Source organism: Croceitalea sp. W27, assembly GCF_055693185.1.
This window is the reverse complement of sequence record NZ_CM146327.1, coordinates 247,267-258,863: the sequence shown is the minus strand read 5'-3', so window position 1 is coordinate 258,863 and position 11,597 is coordinate 247,267. Positions and strand designations below refer to the sequence as shown.

General features: G+C 37.8%; 13 protein-coding genes. 2 read left to right on the top strand and 11 right to left on the bottom strand.

The genetic code is table 11. The annotated features are described in order from the left end of the window. The first annotated feature begins 1 nt into the window (after position 1). Positions 2-466 (top strand): hypothetical protein, encoded by a 465-nt coding sequence (locus ACZ1GR_RS01265; RefSeq protein WP_472610458.1) that lies wholly within the window; start codon positions 2-4, stop codon positions 464-466. A 58-nt stretch (positions 467-524) separates the two neighbouring features. Then, entirely contained in the window at positions 525-1,145 is a 621-nt protein-coding gene (locus tag ACZ1GR_RS01260; RefSeq protein WP_472610457.1) for a GntR family transcriptional regulator, read from the top strand. Here the strand turns inward: ACZ1GR_RS01260 and ACZ1GR_RS01255 are convergent. Genes ACZ1GR_RS01255 through ACZ1GR_RS01205 form a run of 11 tightly spaced genes read right to left on the bottom strand, consistent with a single transcriptional unit; the run spans position 1,142 to position 11,576 of the window. Beyond that, positions 1,142-1,738 carry an LURP-one-related family protein gene (locus tag ACZ1GR_RS01255; protein WP_472610456.1) on the bottom strand — a complete coding sequence of 199 codons (597 nt, stop codon included), beginning with the start codon at positions 1,736-1,738 and terminating at the stop codon, positions 1,142-1,144. The two genes, ACZ1GR_RS01260 and ACZ1GR_RS01255, sit on opposite strands and share 4 nt — an antisense overlap. A 14-nt stretch (positions 1,739-1,752) precedes the next feature. Further along, entirely contained in the window at positions 1,753-2,838 is a 1,086-nt protein-coding gene (locus ACZ1GR_RS01250; protein ID WP_472610455.1) for an amidohydrolase family protein, read from the bottom strand. Then, positions 2,825-3,427, bottom strand: coding sequence for a nucleotidyltransferase family protein (locus tag ACZ1GR_RS01245; RefSeq protein ID WP_472610454.1), 603 nt, complete (start codon positions 3,425-3,427; stop codon positions 2,825-2,827). The genes ACZ1GR_RS01250 and ACZ1GR_RS01245 overlap by 14 nt, the downstream gene beginning before the upstream one ends. After that, positions 3,428-4,435, bottom strand: a complete 1,008-nt coding sequence (locus ACZ1GR_RS01240; RefSeq protein WP_472610453.1) for an XdhC family protein — start codon at positions 4,433-4,435, stop codon at positions 3,428-3,430. Continuing rightward, positions 4,432-5,631: a molybdopterin molybdotransferase MoeA gene (locus ACZ1GR_RS01235; protein WP_472610452.1), complete on the bottom strand. Its 1,200-nt coding sequence runs from the start codon at positions 5,629-5,631 to the stop codon at positions 4,432-4,434. Before ACZ1GR_RS01235 ends, ACZ1GR_RS01240 begins: the two co-directional genes overlap by 4 nt. Beyond that, positions 5,628-6,410 (bottom strand): sulfite exporter TauE/SafE family protein, encoded by a 783-nt coding sequence (locus tag ACZ1GR_RS01230; RefSeq protein WP_472610451.1) that lies wholly within the window; start codon positions 6,408-6,410, stop codon positions 5,628-5,630. Before ACZ1GR_RS01230 ends, ACZ1GR_RS01235 begins: the two co-directional genes overlap by 4 nt. Next, positions 6,401-7,471, bottom strand: coding sequence for a ThiF family adenylyltransferase (locus ACZ1GR_RS01225; RefSeq protein WP_472610450.1), 1,071 nt, complete (start codon positions 7,469-7,471; stop codon positions 6,401-6,403). Before ACZ1GR_RS01225 ends, ACZ1GR_RS01230 begins: the two co-directional genes overlap by 10 nt. Further along, the gene (gene mobA, locus ACZ1GR_RS01220; protein WP_472610449.1) at positions 7,468-8,064 is read right to left on the bottom strand and encodes a molybdenum cofactor guanylyltransferase; all 597 of its coding nucleotides are present in this window, start codon (positions 8,062-8,064) and stop codon (positions 7,468-7,470) included. The genes ACZ1GR_RS01225 and mobA overlap by 4 nt, the downstream gene beginning before the upstream one ends. 30 nt (positions 8,065-8,094) lie before the next feature. After that, on the bottom strand, positions 8,095-9,078 hold the full coding sequence (gene moaA / locus ACZ1GR_RS01215; RefSeq protein ID WP_472610448.1) for a GTP 3',8-cyclase MoaA: 984 nt from the start codon (positions 9,076-9,078) through the stop codon (positions 8,095-8,097). 9 nt (positions 9,079-9,087) lie between these two features. Beyond that, positions 9,088-9,342, bottom strand: coding sequence for a MoaD/ThiS family protein (locus tag ACZ1GR_RS01210; RefSeq protein ID WP_377765021.1), 255 nt, complete (start codon positions 9,340-9,342; stop codon positions 9,088-9,090). Between the two features lie 5 nt (positions 9,343-9,347). Continuing rightward, the gene (locus tag ACZ1GR_RS01205) at positions 9,348-11,576 is read right to left on the bottom strand and encodes a xanthine dehydrogenase family protein molybdopterin-binding subunit (RefSeq protein ID WP_472610447.1); all 2,229 of its coding nucleotides are present in this window, start codon (positions 11,574-11,576) and stop codon (positions 9,348-9,350) included. Positions 11,577-11,597 lie beyond the last annotated feature (21 nt).

Genomic DNA, 11,597 nt, shown 5'->3' with positions numbered 1-11,597 from the left:
TATGAAAAAAAATGTATTTCTCTTCCTATGCCTGATAAGTCTATTTAGTTGTAATTTAGACGACGGCGTTGATGGTATTACACCACCAAATTTTGCGGCTGTTGGTCTCTGGGATCTATCTGAAGTTGTTATGAATCCTCCACAAGACCTCAATGATGATGGAATATCTTCAACAAATCTTTTGGATGAGTTAGATTGTCTTACAGGAGAACTTTTAATTGATGGAGATTTGCAATGGAGTTTAGAACAAACCGATTTAGCCATTACTACAATAACCGGGGGACAGTTTGATATTAGGTGCAATGGTATAATAACTGAAAGCGGTATATGGTTTTCGGATGAGACAGAAGTTACCTTTGAGGATAATCCCCAATTTTCAACTTTACAAATTGAAGATGGTAACCTTGTGCTAAACCTTAATCAAGATTTACCCGGATTCCAAAAATTTGTTTACACACTCAGATAATAAAATTATTAAATCATATGTGATTTTGTAATTTTATTGTGTGTCAGAAATTTATATTTTGCGAAGTGGAGTTAAACAGTATTTGTTAAGGGAGATACGAGAAGGTAACCTACAAATAGGTCAGACCATAAATCTTGCGGCTCTTTCCAGAAAATTAAATGTTAGTGTAACCCCAATCCGTGAGGCGCTTAGTCAATTAGAGGAGTCAGAGATAGTAAAGGCAATACCGAATCGAGGCTTTATTATTAATGAGCTATCCATAAACGAAGCTAATGATCTATATCATACGGTAGCTCAACTTGAGGTGATTGCCTTGGATTCTTCTACATTTGATGAAAATCTTATAGCTAAACTCCGCAATCTACAATTACAACTGCAGCAAAGTCATACACCAAATGCACGTTTGGGCTTACGTCTAAAATTTCATGAGACTTTGATGGATGCTTGTTACAATAGAATATTGAAAACAATTCTTAGTAAGCTAAAAACAAGAATTTTGTTCTACGAGCAGCTTTATATCAATGACGCCAATTTTTACGAAACCATAGATAACCAAAACGAAGGCGTGCTGCGGGCAATTGAAGAAGATAACATTCCTACAGCTGCATTAATTTTAAAAATGAACTGGATTACGGTTCTAGAGTATCTAAAAAAACAAATGAAAACCGAAAACCCCTAGCCCCTTCTCCGCTCTAACAGCACCAACATCATTAAGCTTAACATTACGCGATGATCATCGTCAGCATCCGTTGCTTTTACCTGCGAAATTTTAAATTTTCTTCCAAAAAAAGAAGCTTCTTTCTTTAGCCGAACAACTATTTGTTCTTCTTTGTCGAGAACAACATAACTAGGATTGAAAAGATATCCTGTAAAAATATTGAGAATAGGTATTTGCCCAAGTAGCCCATCTGCTACTTTGACCCAGGCATTTTCTTCACGAATTTTATATTGCGGTTTTTCATGCTGGTCTATAATGTCATAATTGGCTTTCCAGAGTGAGGCCCATCCTTTACGGGCAACCTTCCCCAAGGCCTTGCCATTGCTGTCGGTAAAACTATACGCCGTTGAGAAATCGATCCACTTGTCCGCCTTAATTCTATAATTTACTTGAGTTCTAGATTCATTTGAGAACACTTCAATATCTTCTTTGAATTTGAACATTTTTTGTCTCACATAGGCAATTATATTCCCTTTTGCATCTCTTGCCGTAAAATCATTGGATAGGGTGGTAATATTAAAATCGAATGAGATAGGAAAGTTAAGGTCGGTCATTGTAATAATAGGTTTTAGTTAAATAGATTTTTATCTAAGCTAGGAATTAGCTTCAATGCATTTCGGTAATATACCTTTTTTAAGACTTCATCAGGTAAATCTAAACCATACATCGCCCAGAAAGCATGATATTTTTTATAATATGGAAAATATTCGTCAGCTGTTTCCAATACCCTAAAATAAGTCGAAAACTCTTCAGGCTTCCAACTATCTTTTCCGAATAGAATCCGGTCTTGGTATTTTATAAAAAATGCTTTAGCCTGTTTAGGTTGCCTGCCGAGCTCAGCAATAATTGCCCCAATACCAACGGACATATTTGGCATTTCATCAAGGAGCTTTGAAAGTGTTTTTAAATCATTGGCATACCAACCCATATGGGCATTAATGAATTTCGTTTTAGAGTGCTTTTTGAACATTCGATGTTGCTCATCTATAATTTGTTGCCATGGGGCAGGATTGGTCGCCGAACGTTTTCTACGAGGCCTTGTCTTTAGTTCTAGCCACCGTTCATTCTCACTGTTCATATCATCCCAAAATGACTTTGGGTCGGCGGCGTGTATAAGAACTGGCACTCCCATTTCTGCGCATTTTTCCCAAATAGGGTCTAACCTCGAATCATCAATACCAATTCGATTTCCGTTGACATCTTTATATCGAAGCCCCAAACTTTTATAAATTTTCAATCCTTTTGCACCAGCTTTTATATCGGCGCCTAATTGGGCGGCAGCTTTTTTGCCCCAATCCTCATTTCCAACACCGCTAAAGTCGACATTGGCAAAAATGGCAAATCGATTTGGATAATGGTCATTAACATTTTTGAGCATGGCTCGGAGGCCTTCACCAGAACCACCACTAAGGTTAACCATTATACCTTCATTTAGCTTGTCCATATCTTTGATGAGAAGCGAAAGATCTTGCTCTGCCATTCGAAATTGATGGCTATGAACATCTATAAACGTAAACTTGGCCCGTGGAGTAGGATTTTCAGGAACTATTAAAGTAGATTTCGGATTGTACGCTTCAAAGCTCATTTCTTGTGCAAATGCGTTTAGACCAATACAAAAGGCAAGAAAAGTCAGTATTATTTTAAATTTTATCATCACTTTTAGTTTTGAGTTGTTCGTATACTTCAATTGTGTCAATATCAATGGCCCTGTCTTTGGGGTCGATTGTCATAATATTATTAGCAGCCTTTATAATATGCTGAGCGCCAAAGTCTTTGTTCAATTGCTCTAATTGCGAAAAATAAGTCTTGTTAAAAATAGCGGGTACTCCATTCTTTTTAGGATAAGAAGTAGCTACTACATCATATTCGAAACTGAAAAATTGCTCTTTTAATTTCATCAAATAGTCGGCAGTTAAAAAGGGTTGATCGGCCAACATAATAAGAATAGCTTTATAAGAGTGCCTTTTTAGTTGACTAACCCCGAACGCGATAGAAGAACCCATACCATCTTTCCAATTCGTGTTTTTAAAAATGGTCACATTTTGATTTAGCTTTTCTTTAATCACCTCAGCATTTGCGCCGAGAACTACAAAAACAGCATTAGAAACTTGTTTTGCCTGCATTATTGTATGCCCTAACATGGTATTTCCCTTCCAGGGAATTAACTGTTTTATTTCTCCCATTCTAGTGGATGCACCAGCAGCTAAGATTAAAATAGCAAGTTCTTTCTGTTGCGAGCTCATTTAATTATGTATTCTGCCTTCCCTATTTTTTAAAAGCATAGGTTTTCTTTTATTGGTGACAGTCAAAATCTCGGCAAGAACGGCTATTGCAATTTCTTGAGACGTTTCCGCACCTATGTCCAGTCCGGCGGGACCATGGATACTATCTAAAAAAGTTTCTGAAATATCAGAGTCTATTTCCAAGAGTTCATTAAATAGTTTTTCTCTTCTTCTGGCAGGACCAAGCAATCCAAAATAACAGGGCTTTTGGTTTTTTAGGGCCATTAAAAATTGTAGATCCTTAACATAACTGTGTGTCATTAAAACTATTGCAGTTTGTTCATCAATACTAACGTCTATGGACGCTGGCGCAGTATTTATAAAATGGGTCGCTCCCTTAAAATCGGAAATGGATTTTTCTTCTTTTGGATCGGCAATAATGCAAACCTCAAATCCTGCAGATGAGGCGAAATGACATAATTGCACAGCGTCATGTTCTGCACCAATAAGAATCATTTTAGCACATGGATTCAGCTCTTGACTGAATAGTAGTGTATCTGTCTTTGGTTCGAAGGATGCCTTAATTGGTATTATTTCGTCCTCAAGCTTAAAGACCGAGCCAAAACTTTTCGATTCACCATAGGCTTTTAAGTAATAACTATCAATGGCAAATGATTTTCTTTTTTGTACTATTTTCCTAAAAGAATTTAGAAAAGCCTCGTTGGGATTAAAAGATTCAAGTAATATGTATAAGATTCCTTCACAACCCAAGCGATATCGTCCGTCATAGGTCATTACTTTAGGAATATCTGTCTTAAAAACAGATGCGGACTGTCGCAAAACTTCTTTTTCAACACAACCTCCGCTCACTGCGCCGATACTTTGTCCATTTTCCAACAGAAGCATGCGAACTCCTGGTCTGCGATATGAAGACCCTTCTAGAGCTACTACCGTAGCTAAAACAGCCCGTATTCCTTTTGTTTTTGCAGCTTCAAAAGCTTTAACTATTTCTTTTAATTCGTGCGTCATTTAAAAAATCTTCGCGTTGCTATGAATTGAACGACTTCCCCTTTTTCATATGCGGTATTTGGCGCAAAGACTACAAATCCGTTCGCCTTTGATAAACTGGTTAAATCTCCTGATCCGTTAGCTTGTATTAATGACACTACTAATTTACCTGAAGCTATTTGTGCTTTGGCTCGAATAAATCGTGTCAAGTCCGTAGTATTATTAAAAGTTTCATCTAAAATTACACTAATTCTAACCGAGGGCAAACCTAATGATTTGTTAATCCAGGGCTTAAAATAGATATGGTAGTTTGCGAAAGTAGATACAGGATTTCCAGGGAAAGCAAAAATAGTGGTTTGTGAGCTTTCATGGTTGCCAAACCAAAACGGCTTACCGGGGCGCTGTTTTACCTTATGAAAAACCTTTTCAACTTCTATTTCTTTAAACACCTCTGGCAGGTAGTCATACTTCCCTTTTGATACACCGCCACTTAATAACAAAACGTTATATCTTTTTAGGGCCTTTAAAAGTTCCTTTTTGGTAATTTCTTTGTCATCATTTATATGAAGTTGATTGGCTATAATTTTTTCGTCTTGTAGCATGGCTTTAAGCGTGTAGGTATTTGATTTTCGTAGTTGATGAGGTTGGGGGACTTCGTTAACATCGACCAATTCATCTCCTGTAGATATAACACAAATTTTTGGAAGTTTTTTGACCAAAACCTCTGATTTTCCAACGGAAGCCAAAACACCAATTTCTGCAGCACTCAATAAAACACCATCTTTTAACAAAGTAGCTCCTTTCATCTCATCACCTCCTTTTTGATGGATGTTTTGCCCTTTTTTTACAGTTTCTTGTACTCTTGCTTTTCCCTGAGCAATGGACAAATGCTCATACATGATTACTGTATCGGCATTTTTAGGGATTACGGCACCGGTCATTATTTCCATACAGTGTTCCGGATTGTGTAATTCTTTTTGAGGACTTCCGGCGGCGGCAATATCGGAAATAGGAAAATTAATCAAACCCTTTTCAATTGCTTTATAATTAATTGCAATACCATCTTTAGTAGCTCTGTCAAATGGAGGGAAGTCACGATCAGCATAAATTTTTTCAGCTAACACCCTGCCTAAAGAATCATTTAAAAGAACTTTTTCTTCACCAAGATCAACGCTATGTTTTAGTACTAATTGAAGTGCTTCGCTAAATGATATCATGAGAAAAAATTTAGTTGCAACCCATTATTGATTAAAACCCGAACACCAACGAACAATACTAAAATAGCAGTAATTATCCGTATCCTTCGAGCGGAAAGATTACTAATGCTAAAACGTGTGCCTAGTTGCCCCCCAATTAAAACTGCTATGCATAGACAAACCGCTTCTACCCAATATATTTCAAACGAGTTATTCCATAACAGCCCACTAAGCCCAGAAATGGAATTGACCAATATAAAAAAACTGGAGAGCGCAGCTATAACAATAGGCCTGTCCCATTTCATGTGATGTAGTATAGGGGCTAAAAAAATACCACCTCCAATACCTACCAATCCGGATAATAGCCCGATAAGTGCGCCAAGTACATACGAAAGGTATGGAGGGTAATTCTTTGGATTAAAATCGGTTTTTAAATTTATTGTTTGTGTGAAAAGTGCAATTGCTGCTATGACCAATGAAACACCCAAAATGCTAAAGAAAATCACTTCGTTTAGCTCAAAGGAGGCCCCAATAAATGCCATAGGAATACTTGTTAAAACAAAAGGAAGGAATTTTTTAAAATTCAAATGACCTTTCCTGTAAAATAAATAACAACCTCCAGCAACCACTGTTAAGTTGCAAAGTAATGCCGTACTTCGAATAACAAAAAAACTGGTGAAGAAAATCGCTAAAATCGCTAAGTAGCTAGAGCCACCGCCAAAGCCTACAGATGCATACAAAGTAGCAGTGCCAAAAAAAATAAGCATCAATATGATTAGCTCGCTTAATGCTATGGACATACAGAAGCCATTTGATTGAGACCTCCGCTTACGCTATACACAATTGCTTCGGGTTTTAGACTTTTTAAGATAGCACAAGACCTTTCGCTACGTATACCAGATTGACATAGCAAATAAACGTCGTTATCAAAATTTATCTTCTGTAAGGAACTTTTTAGTTCTTCAATAGAAATATTAACGGAACCACTTAAATGATCTTTATTGAATTCTTCAATACTTCTTACATCGATTACCTGTAATTTTTTTCTTTGCTGAAGTGCCAAAAAGTCCTTTGCTGAAATGGAAGGACTTGATTCACACGAATCAAAACCATAATCCGTTTGAAGCTTTGTTGTCACTTTATTTTCTGCAACTACAGTAAAACTCACTTTTCGGGTATTTTGCAATAAACCGTCGTAGACCAATAATTTTCCGGAAAGGACCTCTCCTACTCCAGTTATAATTTTTACCGTTTCCAATGCTTGCAGCGTGCCTATAATTCCTGGGAGAATACCTAAGATGCCATTTGTTGCACAATTGGGAGTTTCCTCAGGGCTTGGCATTTTTGGAAACAAACACCTGTAGGTAGGTCCATTTTCATAATTGAACACACTAACCTGACCTTCAAAAGCGTGTAATGCCCCATAAACAAAAGGCTTGCTTAATATTACACAAGCATCATTGATTACATACCTGGCGGCAAAATTATCGGTAGCATCTACGATTACATCGAATTCTTTTACTATCTCAAGTGCATTATCTTTTGTCAAGTAGGTATCAAAACACTTTAATAGTGTTTGACTATTTTGTGCTTTTAATTTTTGGGATGTAACTTCAAGTTTCGATTTTCCAATATCATCTTCAGAATACAACACTTGACGCTGTAAATTATGTAGCTCAACAAAATCTTGATCTACTAGCCCTAATGTTCCAACCCCCATTGCATTAAGGTATTGCGCAACAGGTAACCCCAATCCTCCAAGGCCCACTATTAGAACTTTGCTATCAGCTAACTTGGCCTGTTTTTCAAGACCAAAACCCGAGAGGCTGGTTTGTCTAACAAATCTATCCGGTTTAATCATGAATTTAGTTTGTTTAAAGCAAATTCATATTCCTTTATTGAATTCGCATTGTACAATACTTCATCTTTCTCTGGATAAACTAGTTTGATATCGGAATTAATTAAAAATTTTCTAGGGCATGAACTCTCAGCTGTTTTCATATATTCTTTAGCCAATTGTAAGCCCTTTGGTTCCCAAATTGTAATGAGCGGTTCTGGTAAGCTGCTATTTTTGGTTGCGTAAGCTGTAGCGACTTTATTGGTATCTCTTTCTGAAATCAACTTCTCAAGAGTATGGGCATTAAGTAATGGTAAATCGCAGGCAACAACCAGCCAAGCATTTTCAGAATATTCTTTATGAGCACTTAAAATACCATTTAACGGACCCCTATATTCATTTCGGTCGACAATGCAATTGAAATTGGACACCAATTCCTTATGTTGCTCTTCTCGTATACTTAAAAAGGTTTTGTCACATAAGCTTTCAAGTAAACTATACAAATATTCTCGCTGTGGTATACCATGATACTCAATAAGCCCCTTATCATTACCCATTCTGGTACTTTTACCCCCAGAAAGTACTAAGCCGTTAAGAATTGCTATTTTAGTCTGCATTGCTTTAAAACGTTTTGGTTTCAATTCATATTAACCGCCTATAGAGGTCATAGAACTTGAGAAAACAGATTTATGCTCTTGTTGTGCTTCAAAGCCTGTCTTTGCTCTCGAATTGATTGCAGAAAGAATGGCCTCTTTTATTTTGTCACTGTTACCTTCGTGCCGTAAAATATCTCTTAGATTGGCTTTCGGTTTTCCGTATAGACAGGTAATAATATCTCCCGTTGCCGTAAGACGAAGTCTATTGCATGTTCCACAAAAGGTTCTACTAAATGACGGAATTAGACCGAATGTGCTTTTATGACCCTCAATTTGATAATTGATAGATGTTGAAGTTATAGGAGACTTCAATTTTGTATACTTTGGAAATGCATTCGTAATATGGCTTAGAATGGTCTTATAGTCCCATTTAATGGTCTGAAATGATTTGCTTCCGCCATTAAAAGGCATTTCTTCCAAAAATCGAACTGAAACGGGATAATGTTTCATTAATTCTAAGATTGGAATAATATCTTGTTCGTTCTGTCCTTCCAGAACAATGAAATTTATACGAACATTAAACCCTTCAGAAATCAGTCGAATCAGATTTTCATGAACGGTATCGTATTGATCACGTCTGGTAATACGTTCAAAGGTCGCTTTATCAATGGCATCAAGGCTTACATTAACATCCTTAATACCCAGTTCTTTTAATTCTGTGATATAAGGGCCAATTAACGTTGCATTGGTCGTCACCGAAATATCCTTGAGTCCGTCTAATTTTTTTAAATGTCGCAAAAGGAGCATCAGGTCTTTTCTTACAAAGGGTTCACCTCCGGTTATCCTGATTTTATCTATACCCTGCCCCACTAAGATTGTGCTTAAGGTAACAAGTTCGTCTATAGCGAGTAATTTGTCATTTTTCACAAAATCGATTCCCTCTGAAGGCATGCAATAATTACACCTAAGGTTACAGCGATCCGTTACGGCCAATCTCAAGTAATTAATATGTCTGTTGTGATTGTCTAAAAGCATGTCTAAATTTTAACCGCCACTCACCGGTGGAATCAATGCAATTTCGTCATAAGAATTGATTTGTTCATCATCTTGGGCATAGGAGTTATTCACCGCTATGGCCAAAGAAGATAGCTTACCTAATTCTGGATACGATTTATTTAAAAAACTGCGTAATTCCCTTACCGTTTTTGGTATGCTTCTGCCAGTTACGCTTGCAGTAGGTATAGAAAGTGAAGGGCTACCAACGATATCTTTGGTAACCCCGAATAATAAAATTGTCATTATTGTTATCCTAAGATTTCTTTTTCAGGAACTTTTAAAAGTTCGGGTGTCTTACTAAATGGTTGCTGATATAATCTATTGCCGGTCGCAGCTTTAAATGCATTGGCTATTGCCCCGCCTATCGGCGGTAGCGTCGGTTCTCCTAACCCCGTAGGTGATAGCTCATTTTGAATTAGATGGGTTTCTATTTCGGGCGCTTCTCTCATTCGTATTAGACGGTATCTGTCAAAATTATTTGCCACGGGCACACCATTTTCAAATTTAAAATCACCGTACATAGAATGTCCTATTCCGTCTAAAATACCTCCTTCAATCTGATTAATTGCCCCCAAAGGATTTACAACTATTCCACAATCTACCACACAGGTTATTTTTTTGACAACAGCGTTTCCATTTTCAATTTCTACATCGGCAACTTGAGCAACATGGGTATTATGACAATAATAGTTTACAAAACCTTGATATACACCGTCTGGCTTTTTGCCCCATCCTGATTTTTCAACTGCCATTTTAATACAGTTTTGCATTCGCTCAGGGTCGTATTGAATACGTTCATCATCAGTTCCTTTAACTTTTTCAAGAAGGTCCATACGAAGTTGTATTTTGTCTACCTCCATCGCTTCGGCTAACTCGTCAAAAAAGCTTTGCTCGGCGTATGCAAGAAAATTGGTATATGGTGCTCGCCATGCCCCAGTGGTTATATTACTGTCATAACTAGCAACATCAACTTGATAATTTTCTATGGCCCCGGCCGGGAAGAAATTAGGGATTAACCCGTACATATTATCATTAATGGCAGCTTCTTTAAGGTGATACCCTGTGAGCTCACCATCTTTGATCGCAGCTTTGATTCTATATTTTATGGCAGGCCTATATACACCCGTATTCATGTCATCTTCGCGTGAAGAAACCATCTTTACCGGTTTTCTGATGGCATTTGAAATTTCAGCTGCTTCATAAACAAAATCGCCATAAAGTCTTCTGCCAAATCCACCCCCCATCCGAGTCATTTCCAAATGAATATCCTCTACATTTCTTCCGAGCATATCGGCAACGGTTTCTGCAGCTGCTGCAGGAGTTTGCACCGGACCGACCAGATTAATCTTGTCATCGGTTACATCTGCAAAGAAATTCATTGGTTCTAGACAGTTATGAGGTAGAAATGGTGATTCATAAGTGCGCTCTAAAACAGTATCGGCTTCTGCAAAAGCCTTTTTAACATTGCCATCTGAACGTAGGGTATTAAAGTTGTTTCCATCTAAAATACTCATGAGCTCTTGGTCGTGCTTTGCTGTGCTTTCCGGGTTATTATCTTCCCAAACTACTTTTAAAGCTTTTTTGGCCTGCATCGCTTGCCATGTGGTCTCTGCTATAACAACTACTTTATCACTGTCAGACAGTCTAACGGACCAGTTTTGGTTGTCACCATTTAAATGAACCCGGGCTTTTTCGCCAATGGTTATAATATCGATTACGCCTGGCATCTTCTTAGCCTCTATTTCATCATAGGAAATCAACTTTTGACCAAAAGCCGGTGGTCTTGCCACACAGGCGTAAACCATGCCCTCGGCTTTGTAGTCCAATCCAAATAAAGGTTTGCCCGTTGCTATTTTAGTAATATCCACATTGCCTGCATCCTTACCTATAATTTTGTAATCTTTAGGTTCTTTAAGTTTTACATTTTCTGGAACCTCTAGGGTAGCCGCTTCATTCACGACATCACCATAGCCTAAAGTTTCTCCTGCCGCATTGCTAATAACGCCTTCGCTTACAGTGCATTCAGATGCATCAACACCCCAACGGGTAGCAGCGGCGTTAATCAACATCTGTTTTGCGGTTGCTCCAGTTTGCCGTAGGGCGTCCCAGCCAAAACGGATGGACTGGCTGCCACCTGCAACCTGTCTGACATAATTTTTGGTATCAAGTACACCCTGGGCTACATGCACATTTTTCCAAGCTACATCAAGCTCCTCGGCAATAATCATGGGCATGGAAGTTTTTACGCCTTGCCCAATTTCAGGGTTAGGTGAAAATATAGTTACCGCTCCATTTGAAGCAATCTTGATAAAAGCGTTAAAATCATTGTAGTTTAACTGAGATAAATCTATTGGCGGGGCTACTTTTGGTTTACAGGATTGAAACAAATTAAACCCGATTAGCATTCCCCCACCTGCGAGGGTCGAAGTTCGCATAAATGCCCTTCTGCTAAAAGTTGTTTTTGACGTTGTTGACATGATGTTTTTTTGAAACGGTTA

Bases quoted from the DNA above. Each gene is read 5' to 3' on its own strand.
- ACZ1GR_RS01265 (WP_472610458.1), top strand. From the start codon at position 2: ATGAAAAAAAATGTATTTCTCTTCCTATGCCTGATAAGTCTATTTAGT.
- ACZ1GR_RS01255 (WP_472610456.1), bottom strand. From the start codon at position 1,738: ATGACCGACCTTAACTTTCCTATCTCATTCGATTTTAATATTACCACC.
- ACZ1GR_RS01250 (WP_472610455.1), bottom strand. From the start codon at position 2,838: ATGATAAAATTTAAAATAATACTGACTTTTCTTGCCTTTTGTATTGGT.
- ACZ1GR_RS01245 (WP_472610454.1), bottom strand. From the start codon at position 3,427: ATGAGCTCGCAACAGAAAGAACTTGCTATTTTAATCTTAGCTGCTGGT.
- ACZ1GR_RS01240 (WP_472610453.1), bottom strand. From the start codon at position 4,435: ATGACGCACGAATTAAAAGAAATAGTTAAAGCTTTTGAAGCTGCAAAA.
- ACZ1GR_RS01235 (WP_472610452.1), bottom strand. From the start codon at position 5,631: ATGATATCATTTAGCGAAGCACTTCAATTAGTACTAAAACATAGCGTT.
- ACZ1GR_RS01230 (WP_472610451.1), bottom strand. From the start codon at position 6,410: ATGTCCATAGCATTAAGCGAGCTAATCATATTGATGCTTATTTTTTTT.
- ACZ1GR_RS01225 (WP_472610450.1), bottom strand. From the start codon at position 7,471: ATGATTAAACCGGATAGATTTGTTAGACAAACCAGCCTCTCGGGTTTT.
- mobA (WP_472610449.1), bottom strand. From the start codon at position 8,064: ATGCAGACTAAAATAGCAATTCTTAACGGCTTAGTACTTTCTGGGGGT.
- moaA (WP_472610448.1), bottom strand. From the start codon at position 9,078: ATGCTTTTAGACAATCACAACAGACATATTAATTACTTGAGATTGGCC.
- ACZ1GR_RS01210 (WP_377765021.1), bottom strand. From the start codon at position 9,342: ATGACAATTTTATTATTCGGGGTTACCAAAGATATCGTTGGTAGCCCT.
- ACZ1GR_RS01205 (WP_472610447.1), bottom strand. From the start codon at position 11,576: ATGTCAACAACGTCAAAAACAACTTTTAGCAGAAGGGCATTTATGCGA.